The organism is Ralstonia sp. OTU4908 (genome assembly GCF_038440115.1).
In the GTDB taxonomy this organism is placed as follows: domain Bacteria; phylum Pseudomonadota; class Gammaproteobacteria; order Burkholderiales; family Burkholderiaceae; genus Ralstonia; species Ralstonia pickettii.
The window spans coordinates 36,594-52,166 of sequence record NZ_JASATD010000027.1 but is presented as its reverse complement, the minus strand read 5'-3'; the positions used below and the strand labels follow the sequence as shown (position 1 = coordinate 52,166).

The following is a 15,573-nucleotide window of genomic DNA, read 5'->3' as shown; positions in this document are numbered from 1 at the left end:
TGTCGATGCTGGTGTAGTAGTCGTCAGCGCACTTGAAACCGACGTATTTGGCGCTCAAGTCGGCGCCAACTCGGCGTAGAAAGTCACCAAAGCGCACGCCTCCCCACTTACCGATCGCACTCCAGCCCTCCACGCAGATATGGCATGTCACTTGGTCGTACTGTTGCATCGCACGCAGGTCGGCTAGATTCCATTGACGTCGGTCGGAGACAAGACCGGTAACCTCAAGCCGCCATGCCTGCGCATCAACCTGGCGCACCTCATCCTCGCCGTAGTAGGCATTGAACGGAAAGGGGCGCGTGATCATCGAGTCAGGGTACGTGGGGGCCAGTTGGTTCGGGTCAAAGATCAGGCCCTGAACCTTGTCGTTGAAGCGTGAGATACGCGAGAGAGCCGCCTCGACCTGCTCGTTGTCAGAGATGCTGCAGCCGGTCAGCAGCGACAGGCCGCCCAGCGTGAGCGAGCGCTGCAGGAAAGCACGACGCGCGGGCAGGTTGACGTGACGGGCAATCTGCCGGCGTGCCTCGATGAGCACAGCGTCACCATCAATGCCGTCGAATCTGGGAGCTTTGAGTATCTTCATGGGACGAATCAGGCGTCGTGCGACGACCGGTCCTGGATCGGGGAGGGGGTGCCAGCGACGCGGCCGCCTAACATCGTCAGCAGGGTGCGTGGCACCAGAGCTACCATCACAAGGTGCACCACCACGAACGCCACAGCGCCGGCCATCGCGCAGAAGTGGATGCGGCGAGCTACCTCGTAGCCACCAAGTAGCTCTCGCAGGGTCGCGAACTGCACCGACTTCCACAGTACCAAGCCCGAAAGCACCAACAGCACGATGTCCAATATCACCAACAGATAGGCGAGCCGCTGCACGTTGTTGTAGTGGCGCGGGTCGGCATGCGAGAGCCTTCCCTTGAGCGCTGCGACCATGTCACACCGCACACCCGCCGGCGTGACTGGGAAAAACTTGCGGGCCAGTCGGCCGCTGGCGACATTCATGACTAGGTAGACCAAGCCGTTGATCACCAGCAACCACATCGCTGCGAAGTGCCACTGAAGCGCGCCTCCCAGCCATCCGCCCAAAGTAGCGGAGGCTGGGATAGTGAATGGAAAGAACGGTGCAGCGTTGTAGATGCGCCAACCACTCAGCACCAACACCATCACTGCCAAGGCATTGAACCAGTGCGTACAGCGCATCCACAACGGATGCACCGGACTGGCGTCGATGCTGGTGGGCATAGAGAGGTGGGCGTCGCGTTTCATGAAACGTATTCTTGGGCGCTTCCCCTGACCGATTCATCACGCAAAGTTCAATTAATTGTGATAACTGCGCCGGTCAGATCGCGGGACAATCAGTCCTAAAGATCGCTTTAGACATCCCTTTCCCCACGCCCCATGGACTCTGCCAAACGCGTCCTGCTCGTTGAAGATGACGCACACATCGCGGAATTGCTGCGCATGCACCTGCGAGACGAGGGTTATGCGGTGGTGCACGCGGCTGACGGCCATGCGGGCCAGCGGGAAATGGAACGGGGCAACTGGGATGCGCTGGTGCTCGACCTGATGCTGCCTGGCATCGACGGCCTGGAGATTTGCCGCCGCGCGCGGGTCCAGGCCCGCTACACGCCAATCATCATCATCAGTGCCCGGTCGACCGAGGTGCACCGCATCTTGGGGCTGGAGCTCGGCGCAGACGACTACCTTGCCAAGCCCTTCTCGGTGTTGGAGCTGGTGGCGCGCGTGAAGGCACTGATTCGACGTACCGACGCGCTGGCGCGTAACGCGCGCATGGAGTCGGGTAGCCTCACACTAGGCAATCTTGAGATCGAACCACTAGCGCGCGAGGTGCGCGTCGACGGCAAACCGATCGAACTCACGCCGCGCGAGTTCGACCTGCTTCATTTCTTCGCACGTCATCCGGGCAAAGTGTTTTCGAGGCTCGACCTGCTCAATCAAGTCTGGGGCTACCAGCACGACGGCTACGAGCATACGGTTAACACTCACATCAACCGGCTGCGAGCCAAGGTCGAGGTCGACCCGGCGCAGCCGCGGCGCATACTCACCGTCTGGGGGCGCGGCTACAAGCTCTCTATCGGGGCAGACGGCAAGGAGGACGCAGCATGAGTGGACGAGGGGAGGCAGTGCTATCTCGACGGCTCTCGCTGGTATTCGCTGTGCTGTTGCTGGTGTGCTGCGGCACTTCGGCTTGGCTGCAATTGCGCTCGAACGGACGTCACGAGCAGGAGGTGATCCAACGCTTGTCGAGCGGTTTGGCCGCACACATCGCGGAGAATGCCGAACTGATGCGACCGGAAGGACTAAACCCTGTCGCGGTGAAGGATCTGTTCGACAAACTGATGGCGGTGAATCCTAGCGTAGAGGTCTACCTGCTCTCGCCTGACGGCCACATTGCGGCGCAAGCGGCGCCCCCCGGCCACCTCAAGCGCGACCGCGTCGACCTCGCGCCGGTGCGCAGACTGCTCGCTGGTGCGACGATGCCGGTCCTCGGTGACGATCCACGCAACTTGCAAACGCCCAAAGTTTTTAGCGCCGCGCCGATGCGCGTTGATGGCCGAGACGCAGGTTACGTCTACGTGGTGCTGCAGGGCGAGGACCACGACGCCGTTGCCGCGCACGTGGCGGCTGACAACGTTTTGCGGACAACGCTGTGGTCCATGGGGCTGGTGGCTCTTCTCGGGCTTGTAGCGGGCACGATGGCGTTCTGGCTCATCACGCGGCCTCTGCGCGAGCTGACGGCTGTAGTCCGACGCTTCGAATCCGAAGGAATCGGATCGCTCGAAAGCCAAACGGCCACACTCGAGCGCATTGCGCGCGGTGGCGGAGAAATAGCGACACTGAGCCAGGCCTTCGTGCAGATGACGCGGCGCATCGCTGAGCAGTGGCGAGAGCTGACCCTGCAGGACCAGCAGCGCCGCGAACTCGTCGCCAATATCTCGCATGACCTGCGCACGCCCCTGACTTCACTACACGGCTACCTGGAAACGCTCCGACTGAAGGCCGGTATCCTCGACGACGAAGAGCGCCGCCGCTACCTCGACATTGCGCTCGGTCAGAGCCGCAAGGTTGGCCGGCTCGCACAGGAGCTATTTGAGCTAGCGCGGCTTGAGTACGGCGTGGTTAAGCCAGAAAAGGAAAATTTCGCGTTGGCCGACCTGGTACAAGACGTGTTTCAGAAGTTCGAGTTGGCAGCAGGGGCGCGTCAGCAACAACTCAAGCCAGACATTGCGCCCGGTCTACCCATCGTGTCGGCCGACTTGGGCATGATCGAGCGCGTGCTAACAAACCTGCTCGACAACGCCATCCACCATACGCCAGTAGGCGGCGCGATCGAGGTGCAGTTGCGTCCAACGAACACTGGGGTCGCGGTCCAGGTTAGCGACACCGGGCCGGGTATCCCGGGTGAACTTCAGAAGGGACTCTTCGTGCGTCCAGTGTTCATGAGCGGTGCCCGCAGCGATGGCTCACGCAGCGGTGGGCTCGGGCTGATGATCGTGCAGCGAATCCTGCAGCTGCATGGCAGCGAAATCCGGCTGGTGCCGCAGCCCGGAAAGGGTGCGGTGTTTCGCTTCCAGTTGGCGGGTGCCGCGAGTGGGTGATGTTGACCGCTATTGCGTGAGCCTGACCTAGGCTTGCGCGTTGTTCCACATGTCATGCTCGCTATACGCGTATCGGTCGGTTGCTCGCGACTCGTCGGCACTGCTTGCGTGCATCAAAGAGATTGCGGGAACGCGCGTCCATTACGGCTATTGCCTGTACCGGGCCGAAGGCCTGTCGGTGCGGCATAAACGCCCCAAGCGCAACAAGTCAGCTCGGCTAGCTTATCCGGAAGGTGGTGCTGTAGCGCGCGACACGCGTCGGCCAGGGCCACAAGCTCTTCGATAGATAAGAAAGTCTGTGACGCTGTTCGCGCCACAATATCGATCCAGCGGGAAGAAAGAAACTGCAGAGTGAGCCCTAGGGCGTCTAGACGCTTTCTTATGCTGTTTCGCCTACGGCCACTTGTCCGCAAGATTGTGAGCGTGAACTCAACGACCCCCTGCACGGGCAACCCCAGCGGCCCGCCTTCGACGAGAATCGGCAAACGCTCGCCGCTTCCTGGTGAGACCTCGCGAATTGAGAAACTCATTCCTGCACTCTGTCATGCGTTCGAATGCATTCTTTATTGTCCGCGAAGTTCCGGCTAGCGACCGCGCAGAAAAAAAAGAGGGCCCCGTAAATTCCCACCTAACCTATTGATTAGACGGGAATTTCGGGGCCCTACTTTACGTTTCTAGTGAATATTCCGGTTAGAACGGAATATCGTCGTCCATATCCTCAAAACCGTTCGACGGTGCCGCCTGGCGACGCGCGCCACCGCCTTGGCCACCGCCACCTTCGCCGCCGCGCGAGTAACCGCCGCCTTGGCCTTGGCTTTGACCTTGGCTACGGCTACCGCCGTAACCACCGCCGCCGCCTTCACCGCCACGCGAGTAGCCACCACCACCGCCACCGCTGCTGCCGCCGCCCTCACCGCCGCGGCCGCCGAGCATCTGCATCTGGTCTGCGACGATCTCGGTGCTGTATTGCTTCTGGCCGTCCTTTTCCCATTGACGGGTCTTGAGCCGGCCTTCGATGTAGACCGACGAGCCCTTCTTCAGGTATTCGCCCGCAATTTCTGCCAGGCGGCCGAAGAAGGCGATGCGGTGCCACTCGGTGGCTTCCTTCATTTCGCCGCTGGCCTTGTCCTTGTAGCGGTCGGTGGTTGCCACGCGAATGTTGGTGACAGCGTCGCCGCTGGGCATGTAGCGCGTTTCAGGATCGGCGCCGAGATTGCCGACGATGATGACTTTGTTGACGGACGCCATGATGAGTTTCCGAAGGTAATTGAAGTGATGCCGCCGTGTTGCCCGGATTAGTGTCGGCGCAGAGCCGGCATCTGCATGGGGCTCGCAATTATAAGCCAGGCAAAAGCCAGCGCGGCGCAGGTTAGGAATACCGCGTGCTGCCCGGCGTGCAGCAGAATCCAGCCGCCGCCCGCGCCGCCCGCAAACAGACCCAGCGCCTGCGTCGTGTTGTACACGCCCATCGCCGCGCCCTTGCGCACGCCCGGCGCGTACTTCGAGACCAGCGACGGCTGCGACGCCTCCAGAACGTTGAAACCGAGGAAGTAGACCAGTAGCGCAATCGCCAGCGCGGCAAGTGTCGGATTCACTTCGCCCAGCGCCAGTTGCGCCACGATCACCAACGCCACGGCAGACAGCAGCACGGCCTTCATCTTGCCGCGCTTCTCTGCGGCAATGATGGCCGGCACCATCAGCACAAACGACACGCCCATCACCGGCAGGTAGATTTTCCAGTGCGAATCGACGGGCAGGCCGGCGGCTTCCAGCATGTGCGGCAGCACGACGAACAGCGCCGTCTGCGTGGCATGCAAGGCGAACACGCCAAAGTTCAGTCGCAGCAACTCGGGATGGCGCAGAACTTCGCGGAACGGTGCTTTCACATGTTCGGGCGGACGCGGCGGGTTGGGCACGACCCACAGCACCACGCCGATGGCGACGATGGCCAGCACGCCAATCGCCGTGAACATGCCAGGCATGCCGACCCAGCGGAAGATGACCGGCGCACTCACGATGGCCACGGCAAACGACAGGCCGATGCTGCCCCCGATCATGGCCATGGCCTTGGTGCGATGCTCCTCGCGCGTGAGGTCGGCCACGAAGGCGATCACCGCCGACGAGATCGCCCCCGCGCCCTGGATGGCCCGCCCCACGGCGATGCCCGCGACGCTGTGCGAAAACGCCGCCACCAGGCTGCCCACCGCAAAGATGACCAACCCCGTCACGATGACGGGCTTTCGCCCGAAGCGATCCGACAACCAGCCGTACGGGATGTAGAGCACCGCCTGCGTGAGGCCGTACACGCCGATGGCGAAAGCGACGAGCTGGGTGTTGTTGCCGTCGGGCAGCGTTTTCGCGAACACCGCGAAGACCGGCATGATCATGAACAAACCCAACATGCGCAGCGCGAAGATGCCGGCCAGCGAGGCGGCCGCGCGCAGCTCAAGGCCGTTCATGCGGCCGGAAGCGGAAGTCATGGATGCAGAAGCGGAGGACATGGTGCGGAAACCGCCGCAAAACAACCGAGAAAAAGCGGCGACAAAGACACTTGAACGGTTTTACGGATTGCCCCATCTGGCAGCAGATACCGGCAAAACCGAAGTTCGGTATATTAGCAGGCTTACCCTTTTCCACCCTCCCGCCGATTGCCGCAGGCGGTCCGCCCTCCGACGCCGCATTCAGCTGCACTCAGCCGCACATGGACGAAATCAAGATTCGTGGGGCCCGTACCCACAACCTGAAGAACATCAACCTCGATCTGCCGCGCAACCAGCTGATCGTGATTACCGGGCTTTCGGGGTCGGGCAAGTCGTCGCTCGCGTTCGACACGCTGTATGCGGAGGGGCAACGGCGCTACGTGGAATCGCTGTCGGCATATGCCCGGCAATTTCTGCAGTTGATGGAAAAACCCGACGTTGACCTGATCGAAGGTCTGTCGCCGGCCATTTCCATCGAGCAGAAGGCCACCAGCCACAACCCGCGTTCCACGGTCGGCACCGTGACCGAGATCCACGATTACCTGCGTCTGCTGTATGCGCGCGCCGGTACGCCTTACTGCCCCGATCACGGCCAGCCACTGGAAGCGCAAAGCGTGTCGCAGATGGTCGATGCCGTGCTGGCGCTGCCGGCCGATACCAAGCTGATGATCCTGGCACCCGTGGTGGCCAACCGCAAAGGCGAGCACGTCGACCTGTTCGAAGCGATGCAGGCCCAGGGTTTTGTGCGCTTTCGCATCCGCTCGGGCGGCGGCACGGCGCACGAGGCCGAGGCCAAGGTCTACGAAGTCGACAACCTGCCCAAGCTCAAGAAGAACGACAAACATTCGATCGAGGTCGTGGTCGACCGCGTGAAGGTGAACCCGGAACTCAAGCAGCGTCTGGCCGAGTCGTTCGAAACCGCGCTGCGCCTGGCAGACGGCCGCGCGATCGCGCTGGAAATGGACACCGGCAAGGAACACGGCTTCAGCTCCAAGTTCGCCTGTCCGATCTGCTCGTATTCACTGCAGGAGCTGGAGCCGCGGCTGTTCTCGTTCAACAATCCGATGGGCGCCTGCCCGCACTGCGACGGCCTGGGCCAGATCACGTTCTTCGATCCGAAGCGCGTGGTGGCTTTTCCGAATCTGTCGCTGGCGTCTGGCGCGATCAAGGGGTGGGACCGCCGCAACCAGTTCTATTTCCAGATGCTGCAAAGCCTGGCGGCGTTCTACGACGTCGACATCGATGTCGCGTTTGAAGACCTACCGGCCGAAATCCAAGAGATCGTGCTGCACGGCTCGGGCAAGCAGCAGATACCGTTTACGTATATCAACGAGCGCGGCAAGACCACGGTGCGTGAGCACGCGTTCGAAGGGATCATCCCCAACCTGGAGCGGCGCTACAAAGAGACCGACTCCATCGCCGTGCGTGAGGAGCTGGCCAAGTACCAGAACAACCAGCCGTGCCCGGAATGCCACGGCACCCGCCTGCGCCGGGAGGCCCGCTTCGTCAAGATCGGCGAGGCCGACCAGGCACGCGGCATCTACGAGATCAACGGCTGGCCGCTGCGCGATGCGCTCACGTATTTCGTGACGCTCAACATGCACGGCGCCAAGCGCGAGATCGCGGACAAGATCGTCAAGGAGATCACCGCGCGGCTGAACTTCCTGAACAACGTCGGGCTCGATTACCTCTCGCTGGAACGCAGCGCCGATACGCTGTCGGGCGGCGAGGCGCAGCGCATCCGCCTGGCGTCGCAGATCGGCTCGGGGCTGACCGGCGTGATGTATGTGCTGGACGAGCCGTCCATCGGCCTGCACCAGCGCGACAACGATCGGCTGATCGGCACACTCAAGCACCTGCGCGATCTCGGCAACTCCGTGCTGGTGGTGGAGCACGATGAAGACATGATTCGCGCGTCGGACTACGTGGTCGACATCGGCCCCGGTGCCGGCGTGCATGGCGGCCAGATCATCGCCGAGGGCACGCCCCAGCAGGTCGAGCAATCGCCGGCGTCGCTGACGGGCGATTATCTGTCGGGCAAGCGCCGCATCGAAGTGCCCAAGCAGCGCACGGCCCCCGATGAAGAGCGCTGGCTGCGCATCATCAACGCCAGCGGCAACAACCTGAAGAACGTGTCGGCAGATATTCCGATCGGGTTGCTGACGTGCATCACGGGCGTGTCGGGTTCGGGCAAGTCGACGCTGATCAACGACACGCTGTACCACGCGGTGGCGCGCCATCTGTATGGCTCGACGCCGGAGCCCGCAGCGCACGATCGCATCGACGGCCTGGAGCATTTCGACAAGGTCATCAACGTCGACCAGTCGCCGATTGGCCGCACGCCGCGCTCGAACCCGGCCACCTACACGGGCCTGTTCACGCCGATCCGCGAGCTGTTTGCCGGCGTGCCGTCCGCCAAGGAGCGCGGGTACGACCCCGGCCGCTTCTCGTTCAACGTCAAGGGCGGCCGCTGCGAGGCCTGCCAGGGCGACGGTGTGCTGAAGGTCGAGATGCACTTCCTGCCAGACGTGTACGTGCCCTGCGACGTGTGCCACGGTAAGCGCTATAACCGCGAAACGCTCGAAGTGCTCTACAAGGGCAAGAACATCACCGAAGTGCTGGAGATGACGGTGGAGCAGGCGCACGAGTTCTTCGCGCCGGTGCCGGTGGTGCGCCGCAAGCTGCAGACGCTGCTGGATGTGGGCCTGGGCTACATCCGCCTGGGGCAATCGGCGACCACGCTATCCGGTGGCGAAGCGCAGCGCGTGAAGCTGTCGCTCGAGCTATCGAAGCGCGACACGGGCCGGACGCTGTACATCCTGGACGAGCCGACCACCGGCCTGCACTTCCACGATATCGAACTGCTGCTGAAGGTCATCTACAAGCTGCGCGATCACGGCAATACGATCGTGATCATCGAGCACAACCTCGACGTGATCAAAACGGCGGACTGGCTGCTAGATCTGGGCCCGGAGGGCGGTGCGGGCGGTGGGCAGATCATCGCCAAAGGCACGCCCGAGGATGTGGCCAAGAGCAAGGCGAGCTTTACCGGCAAGTACCTGGCGCCGCTGCTCAAGCGCAAATAAGGCGGCACCGGCGCAGCCGCTTGCAATCAAGCCGCTGCGCCCTACGATGAAGAGCGTTCCCATCGTCGCACAGGAGCGTCGCCATGGACCTCACCGTGGTGCCCATCGTCAAGCCGGAGGCGACCAACTTCATCTTCGGCCAGTCGCATTTCATCAAGACCGTGGAAGACCTCCACGAGGCGCTCGTGGGCGCGGTGCCGGGTATCCGTTTCGGCATTGCGTTCTGCGAGGCATCGGGCAAGCGGCTCGTACGCTGGTCAGGCAATGACGAAACCGCTCTTCAGCTCGCGCGTGACAACGCGCTCGCCATTGGCGCGGGCCATACCTTTTTGATCTTCCTGGGTGACGGGTTCTTTCCCGTCAATGTGCTGGCTGCCGTACGCGCGGTACCGGAGGTGTGCCGCATCTACTGCGCCACAGCCAATCCGACGCAGGTGATCGTCGCGCAGACGGAGTTGGGGCGCGGCGTGCTCGGCGTGGTGGACGGCGCCTCGCCGCTGGGTGTCGAAACCGATGCCGACATCGCGTGGCGCAAGGACCTGCTGCGGCAGATCGGCTACAAGCTCTAAGTCAAACGCCCGGGGAATCCGGGCGTTTGCTTATTTGGTCAGGGCCACGCGCAGGCCCAGCACAATGAAAATGCAGCCGCTCACCCGGTCGAGCCACAGCGACGCGCGTGGCGTGCGGCGCATCCAACCGCCCAGCGCAGCCGCGCACCAGCCGTAGAGGCTGAACACGACGATGGTCTGTGCCATGAACACGCCGCCCAGCAGCAACATCTGCAGCGCTGCGTGGCCCGCCTGCGCATCGACGAACTGCGGCAGGAACACCACGAAGAACAGCGTCACCTTCGGGTTGAGCAGATTGGCGAAGACGCTCTGGCGATACACGCGCCAAAGGTCGGGCGCCGCCTGCGGTCCAGCAGGATTCAGGCCGACGCTGCCCTTGCTGCGCAGTGCCTGGATGCCCAGCCAGATCAGGTACGCCGCGCCTAGCCAACGAATCGCCTGGAACGCCACCGGGGACGACTGCAGCACGGCGGCCAGCCCGAGCGCCGCCAGCGTCGTATGAAAGAGGCACCCTGATGCAAACCCCGCCGCGGCAGAGAGCCCCGCCTTGCGGCCTTGGCTGGCACCGCGTGCGATGACCTGAAGGTTGTCCGGCCCCGGCATCACCGTGATCGCAATCGAGGTCAGCAGGAACAGCCATACGTGAGGCATCGACGTCTCCCAGGGTGCCGCGGAAATGGAAAGGGTCATGCTACTGCGCGCAGCAGTCAGCCGTCATATTTTTGTCACATGGGCGTATGGGACCAGCTCATCACGCGAATGCAGCTGGTAGCCACTCAGTGCCCATCGAAGCGGCAGACCGTGAAGAGCGGCAGACCGCCCTCGATCAGCAGTTGCGAGCCGCCCAGTTCAGGCAGGTCGACAATCGCCGCGCCCTCCACCACGGTTGCGCCCAAGCGTTCGAGCAGGCGCTTGCCGGCCAGCATGGTGCCGCCAGTGGCGATCAGGTCGTCGATCAACAGGACGCGGTCGCCGGGCTTGCAGGCATCGGCATGGATTTCCACTGTCGCGCTGCCGTATTCGAGCATGTACTCCTCGGCCACCGTGTTGAACGGCAGCTTGCCTTTCTTGCGGATCGGCACGAAGCCCAGGTTCAACTCATACGCCACGATCGAGCCCAGGATGAATCCGCGCGCGTCGATGCCCGCCACCAGGTTCAGCCCCTGCCCCATGTAGCGATGGACAAACACGTCCACCAGCACGCGCAGGCTCTTCGGGTCCTGCAGCAGCGGCGTGATATCGCGAAACATCACCCCGGCCTGCGGCCAATCCGGCACCGTGCGGATCCGGTCACGCAGGTAGCGCGACACATCGCCCAGTTCGGTGGACGCGGGAACGGACGACGGCGTCAGCAGCGCCGCCTGGTGATGAGGGACTTGGCTCATGGCAAAAACAGGAAAGCAGGAAACGTGGTCTGCGGTAATGGGCTGCCACCCGGGCCGAATGGCGCCGAACCACAATGGGGAAACCGCAACCATACAGGAGACACGGCGATGGCAAAGAAAATTCTGATGCTGGTTGGCGACTACGTAGAGGACTACGAGGTCATGGTTCCCTTCCAGGCGCTGCAGATGGTCGGCCACACGGTGCACGCTGTCTGCCCGGACAAGCGCGCCGGCGATTCCGTGGCGACCGCCGTCCACGATTTCGAAGGTGCACAGACGTATTCCGAAAAACCCGGTCATCGCTTTACCGTCAACGCGACCTTTGCCGATGTTGACCCGGCAGCGTACGACGCGCTGGTCGTGCCCGGCGGCCGGGCGCCCGAATATTTGCGACTGAACGCCCGCGTGCTTGAGGTCGTACGTCACTTCTTCCACGCGGACAAACCCGTCGCAGCGATTTGCCACGGTGCCCAGTTGCTGTCGGCGGCGGGCGTGCTGGAAGGCAAGACGTGTTCCGCCTATCCGGCATGTGGCCCCGAAGTCGCGGCAGCGGGCGGCACTTTCAAGGACATTCCCGTCGACCAGGCGCACACCGATGGCAAGCTCGTCACGGCACCCGCCTGGCCGGCACATCCGGCTTGGTTGGCGCAGTTTCTTGAAGTCCTGGGCACGCGGGTTCTACACTGATCCGGCTGCCCGCACGCCGGGCACTCCAGGAGCCCCGGCCATGTGCGAAATCTTCATCCGCGCCAATCCCCATTCGTACGACAGCCTCGCGCGTTCGCTACGCCTGCATGGCGTGGCGACAAGCGTGCGGCTGGAATGCCTGTTCTGGGAGGTGCTGGAAGAGATCGGCCAGCGCGATGGTCTGACGGTCAACCAGCTCATCAGCAAACTCTATGACGAGCTGTTGGAGCGACGCGGCGAGGTGGCGAATTTCGCGTCGTTCCTGCGCGTCTGCTGCCTGCGGTATCTGAAGCTGCAGCAGGACGGGCGCATTCCGGCCGATACGCGGGTGTCGATCAGTTCGCTCGATGCCGCGACGGTGCTAGATGGCCTGCCGCCCAACATGGCGGATGCGTCGCCGCCGCGCCGCTCGCGCGGGCCTCTGCTGGAAACATTCATCAAGTAAGCGCGGCGGGTGCGCCTCAACGCGGCGATAGCCGCTCCTCTGCCATCTGCAGCCCCTCAGGCGTGCCGCGCAGCACGACGATATCGCCCAGCTCCAGCACGGTGTCCGGATCAGGATCGAGCGCGCGAATGCCCTGGCGCCGGATCGCCGTGACCGAGGTTTTGAACGTCTCCAGCCCCATCGTCCCGAGCTTCCGGCCGATGGCGGGCGACCCCTTCGCCAGCGGCACCGAATGCAGACGCACGGCGTCGCGCTCGAGCATGTCTTCTTCGTCATCCTGACCGTGAAAGTAGCCGCGCAGCAGGCTGTAGCGCGCGTCGCGCATCTGCTGCGCGCGCCGCACCACACGGCGCAGCGGCACGCCCAGCAGCACCAGCGCGTGCGAGGCCAGCATCAGGCTGCCTTCGATGATCTCGGGGACGACCTCGGTGGCGCCGGCCTGCTGCAGGCGGTCAAGGTCCGCATCATCGATCGTGCGCACGATCACGGGGAGGGTCGGCTCCAGCGCCTGCACGTGGTGCAGCACCTTCAATGCAGACGCCGTGTCGGCATACGTTATGGCGACCGCCGCAGCACGGTGGATGCCGGCGGCCACGAGTGACTCGCGCCGCGCCGCATCGCCGTAGACCACATGTTCGCCCGCTGCCGCGGCTTCGCGCACGCGGTCGGGGTCCAGATCGAGCGCGACGTAGCCGATGCCCTCCTGCTCGACCATATGCGCCAAGTTCTGGCCGCTGCGCCCGTAGCCGCAGATGATGACGTGGCGCTCGGTGGCGATGCTCTGTGCGGCAATTTTGGTCATGGCCAGCGATTGCATCAGCCAGTCGGTGCGCGACAGCCGCATGGCGATCACGTCGCTGTACTGGATCAGGAACGGCGCCAGTAGCATCGACAGCAGCATCGCCGCCAGGATCGCCTGGCCGAGCAGCGGGTCGATCAGGTGGAGCCCGTCGATCTGGTTGAGCAGCACGAAGCCGAATTCACCGGCTTGGGCCAGCCCCAGCGCCGTGCGGATTGCCGCGCCGCCGCCCGAGCCGAAGGCGCGCGCCAGCAGCGCGATCAGCACAAACTTGAACAGCACGGGCCCGGCCACCAGTGCCAGCACCAGGGCCCAGTGATCGACCACCACTCGGGGGTCCAGCAGCATGCCCACCGTCACGAAGAAGAGGCCCAGCAGCACGTCGCGGAACGGCTTGATGTCTTCTTCCACCTGCAGCTTGTACGGTGTTTCCGACACCAGCATGCCGGCCAGGAACGCGCCCAGCGCCATCGACAGGCCCAGCCGCTCCGTCAGCGCGGCCATGCCCAGCGTGACCAGCAGCAGGTTCAGCATGAACAGTTCCTGCGAGCGCCGTGCGGCTACCAGATGGAACCAGCGCGACAGCAGCTTCTGCCCGAGGAACAGGATCAGCACCAGCGCCACGGTGATCTTCAAGGCGGCAACGGAGAGCGCCAGCACTAGGTCCGTCGGGTTCTTGCCCAGCGACGGAATCACGATCAGCAGCAGCACCACCGCCAGATCCTGGAACAACAGCACGCTGATGATGTTGCGGCCGTGTTCGGTCTCCAGCTGCAGGCGCTCGGCCAGCATCTTCGAGACAATGGCCGTGGACGACATCGCCAACGCGCCGCCAAGCGCCAGCCCGGCCTGCCACGACAGCGGATACCAGTGCGACAGCAGCATCGACACAGGAATCGTCAGCAGCATGGTCAGCACCACCTGCGACGCCCCGAGCCCCAGCACCAGCCGCCGCATCGAACGCAGCTTGGAGAGGTTGAACTCCAGCCCGATCGAGAACATCAGGAACACCACCCCGAACTCGGCCAGATAGCGCGTCTGGGCAGAATCGGACTCCAGCCCCGTCGCCTTCGGCCCGATCAGCACGCCCACCACGAGGTAGGCCAGCATCGGCGGCAATTGCAGCATGCGGAACAGCACCACGCCGATGACGGCGGCGGCCAACAGCACAAGGGTGAGTTCCAGCGGCGAATGCATGCGACGCGAAAAACCGATCGAAAAGGGGTTGGACAGGAGGCGCAGCACCCGCGCATCAGGACGGTGCGTGCACAAACGAGCACGCAGACGCTGCAAGACCGATGCCAGGGTATAGACGAAGAACGCGATACGCGAGACGCCGGACAGCAAAAATGACGGCGTGGCGACGGGCAGAAAAGTGATTTGAAAGCCGATTGCCGCGGCGCAGCAAAACGGAGCGCCCGCACGCTCCGCCACTCCCCGCAAGCCAAGCCCCGACGCGCCACCCGCGGCCGAGAACAGTGTCAATCGTTGTTATACTTCGCCGCCATGATAGCGAATTTCAATCCGGATCGAGCACTTGCGCTGGCGCAGCAAACCTTCGACATCGAAGCGCAAGCCGTACTCGGCCTCAAAACCCAGGTGTCCGCCGACTTTGCGCGTGCGGTCGAAATGGTGCTCGGCTGCACCGGCCGCGTCGTCGTGTCCGGCATGGGCAAATCGGGCCATGTGGCGCGCAAGATTGCCGCCACGCTGGCCTCGACCGGCACGCCAGCGTTTTTCGTCCACCCCGCCGAAGCCAGCCATGGCGACCTCGGCATGGTCACGCGGGACGACGTTTTCATCGGCTTTTCCAATTCCGGCGAAGTCTCGGAGTTGAATGTCATCCTGCCGCTGGTCAAACGGCTCGGCGCAAAGCTGATCGCCGTGACGGGCAACCCGGAGTCCTCGCTCGGCAAGCATGCCGACGTCGTGCTCAACTCGCACGTCGATGTCGAGGCCTGCCCGCTGAACCTGGCTCCCACCGCCAGCACCACCGCCCAGATCGCGCTGGGCGATGCGCTGGCCGTGGCCGTGCTCGACGCGCGCGGCTTCGGTGCCGAAGATTTCGCCCGCTCGCATCCGGGCGGCTCGCTCGGACGCAAGCTGCTGACGCATGTGCGTGACGTCATGCGCGCTGGTGACGCCATCCCCCGGGTGAACGAGGACACGCCGCTATCGCAGGCGCTGATGGAGATCACCCGCAAGGGCATGGCAATGACCGCCGTGGTCGATGCCGGAGGCCGCGCCGTGGGCGTGTTCACCGACGGCGACTTGCGCCGCCTGCTCGAGACCCCGCGCGATTGGCGCACCGTGCCCATCCACGAGGTCATGCACCACAACCCCCGCTCGGTCGGCCCCGACCAACTCGCCGTGGAAGCCGTCGAAGTCATGGAAACGCACCGCATCAACCAGTTACTGGTGGTCGATGCCGCCGGCCTGCTGGTGGGCGCGCTGCACATCCACGACCTGACCCGGGCCAAGGTCATCTGACCCCCTCGCGCC

The 15,573-nt window shown here is 63.7% G+C and carries 14 protein-coding genes; 7 read left to right on the top strand and 7 right to left on the bottom strand.

The window, feature by feature from the left end:
* Both AAHM38_RS19320 and AAHM38_RS19315 read right to left on the bottom strand, forming a co-directional pair.
* On the bottom strand, positions 1-583 hold a 583-nt coding region (locus tag AAHM38_RS19320), incomplete at its 3' end, for a molybdopterin-dependent oxidoreductase (RefSeq protein ID WP_342234311.1).
* 8 nt (positions 584-591) lie between these two features.
* Complete coding sequence (locus AAHM38_RS19315; protein ID WP_037027650.1) at positions 592-1,266, bottom strand: cytochrome b/b6 domain-containing protein; 675 nt, start codon at positions 1,264-1,266, stop codon at positions 592-594.
* Positions 1,267-1,398: 132 nt separating this feature from the next.
* On the opposite strand from AAHM38_RS19315, the gene AAHM38_RS19310 reads away from it, so the two are divergent.
* Positions 1,399-2,127 (top strand): response regulator transcription factor, encoded by a 729-nt coding sequence (locus tag AAHM38_RS19310; RefSeq protein WP_004633344.1) that lies wholly within the window; start codon positions 1,399-1,401, stop codon positions 2,125-2,127.
* Complete coding sequence (locus tag AAHM38_RS19305; protein WP_012761112.1) at positions 2,124-3,620, top strand: sensor histidine kinase; 1,497 nt, start codon at positions 2,124-2,126, stop codon at positions 3,618-3,620. The genes AAHM38_RS19310 and AAHM38_RS19305 overlap by 4 nt, the downstream gene beginning before the upstream one ends.
* A gap of 690 nt (positions 3,621-4,310) precedes the next feature.
* Here the strand turns inward: AAHM38_RS19305 and AAHM38_RS19295 are convergent.
* Positions 4,311-4,868 carry a single-stranded DNA-binding protein gene (locus AAHM38_RS19295; RefSeq protein WP_012761111.1) on the bottom strand — a complete coding sequence of 186 codons (558 nt, stop codon included), beginning with the start codon at positions 4,866-4,868 and terminating at the stop codon, positions 4,311-4,313.
* Positions 4,869-4,915: 47 nt separating this feature from the next.
* Positions 4,916-6,079, bottom strand: a complete 1,164-nt coding sequence (locus AAHM38_RS19290; protein ID WP_165835802.1) for an MFS transporter — start codon at positions 6,077-6,079, stop codon at positions 4,916-4,918.
* Positions 6,080-6,321: 242 nt separating this feature from the next.
* On the opposite strand from AAHM38_RS19290, the gene uvrA reads away from it, so the two are divergent.
* Positions 6,322-9,186, top strand: a complete 2,865-nt coding sequence (gene uvrA, locus AAHM38_RS19285) for an excinuclease ABC subunit UvrA (protein WP_116576613.1) — start codon at positions 6,322-6,324, stop codon at positions 9,184-9,186.
* Positions 9,187-9,269: 83 nt separating this feature from the next.
* Complete coding sequence (locus AAHM38_RS19280; protein ID WP_004633365.1) at positions 9,270-9,755, top strand: adenosine-specific kinase; 486 nt, start codon at positions 9,270-9,272, stop codon at positions 9,753-9,755.
* A 30-nt stretch (positions 9,756-9,785) separates the two neighbouring features.
* On the opposite strand, the gene AAHM38_RS19275 is transcribed toward AAHM38_RS19280, so the two are convergent.
* Entirely contained in the window at positions 9,786-10,406 is a 621-nt protein-coding gene (locus AAHM38_RS19275) for a LysE family translocator (RefSeq protein WP_116576614.1), read from the bottom strand.
* A 125-nt stretch (positions 10,407-10,531) separates the two neighbouring features.
* Positions 10,532-11,140, bottom strand: a complete 609-nt coding sequence (locus AAHM38_RS19270) for an adenine phosphoribosyltransferase (RefSeq protein ID WP_004633367.1) — start codon at positions 11,138-11,140, stop codon at positions 10,532-10,534.
* Between the two features lie 108 nt (positions 11,141-11,248).
* On the opposite strand from AAHM38_RS19270, the gene AAHM38_RS19265 reads away from it, so the two are divergent.
* Positions 11,249-11,827, top strand: coding sequence for a DJ-1/PfpI family protein (locus tag AAHM38_RS19265; RefSeq protein WP_116576615.1), 579 nt, complete (start codon positions 11,249-11,251; stop codon positions 11,825-11,827).
* Between the two features lie 40 nt (positions 11,828-11,867).
* Positions 11,868-12,272 (top strand): ribbon-helix-helix domain-containing protein, encoded by a 405-nt coding sequence (locus tag AAHM38_RS19260; RefSeq protein ID WP_116576616.1) that lies wholly within the window; start codon positions 11,868-11,870, stop codon positions 12,270-12,272.
* A 16-nt stretch (positions 12,273-12,288) separates the two neighbouring features.
* Here the strand turns inward: AAHM38_RS19260 and AAHM38_RS19255 are convergent, their stop codons facing one another.
* Positions 12,289-14,268, bottom strand: a complete 1,980-nt coding sequence (locus tag AAHM38_RS19255; protein WP_012761103.1) for a monovalent cation:proton antiporter family protein — start codon at positions 14,266-14,268, stop codon at positions 12,289-12,291.
* A gap of 309 nt (positions 14,269-14,577) precedes the next feature.
* On the opposite strand from AAHM38_RS19255, the gene AAHM38_RS19250 reads away from it, so the two are divergent.
* Positions 14,578-15,561 (top strand): KpsF/GutQ family sugar-phosphate isomerase, encoded by a 984-nt coding sequence (locus AAHM38_RS19250; protein ID WP_116576617.1) that lies wholly within the window; start codon positions 14,578-14,580, stop codon positions 15,559-15,561.
* Positions 15,562-15,573 lie beyond the last annotated feature (12 nt).

Coding starts and splice junctions, on each gene's coding strand:
- AAHM38_RS19260 (WP_116576616.1), top strand. CDS start 11,868: ATGTGCGAAATCTTCATCCGCGCCAATCCCCATTCGTACGACAGCCTC.
- AAHM38_RS19310 (WP_004633344.1), top strand. CDS start 1,399: ATGGACTCTGCCAAACGCGTCCTGCTCGTTGAAGATGACGCACACATC.
- AAHM38_RS19290 (WP_165835802.1), bottom strand. CDS start 6,079: ATGAACGGCCTTGAGCTGCGCGCGGCCGCCTCGCTGGCCGGCATCTTC.
- AAHM38_RS19315 (WP_037027650.1), bottom strand. CDS start 1,266: ATGAAACGCGACGCCCACCTCTCTATGCCCACCAGCATCGACGCCAGT.
- uvrA (WP_116576613.1), top strand. CDS start 6,322: ATGGACGAAATCAAGATTCGTGGGGCCCGTACCCACAACCTGAAGAAC.
- AAHM38_RS19295 (WP_012761111.1), bottom strand. CDS start 4,868: ATGGCGTCCGTCAACAAAGTCATCATCGTCGGCAATCTCGGCGCCGAT.
- AAHM38_RS19250 (WP_116576617.1), top strand. CDS start 14,578: ATGATAGCGAATTTCAATCCGGATCGAGCACTTGCGCTGGCGCAGCAA.
- AAHM38_RS19265 (WP_116576615.1), top strand. CDS start 11,249: ATGGCAAAGAAAATTCTGATGCTGGTTGGCGACTACGTAGAGGACTAC.
- AAHM38_RS19275 (WP_116576614.1), bottom strand. CDS start 10,406: ATGCCTCACGTATGGCTGTTCCTGCTGACCTCGATTGCGATCACGGTG.
- AAHM38_RS19305 (WP_012761112.1), top strand. CDS start 2,124: ATGAGTGGACGAGGGGAGGCAGTGCTATCTCGACGGCTCTCGCTGGTA.
- AAHM38_RS19255 (WP_012761103.1), bottom strand. CDS start 14,268: ATGCATTCGCCGCTGGAACTCACCCTTGTGCTGTTGGCCGCCGCCGTC.
- AAHM38_RS19270 (WP_004633367.1), bottom strand. CDS start 11,140: ATGAGCCAAGTCCCTCATCACCAGGCGGCGCTGCTGACGCCGTCGTCC.
- AAHM38_RS19280 (WP_004633365.1), top strand. CDS start 9,270: ATGGACCTCACCGTGGTGCCCATCGTCAAGCCGGAGGCGACCAACTTC.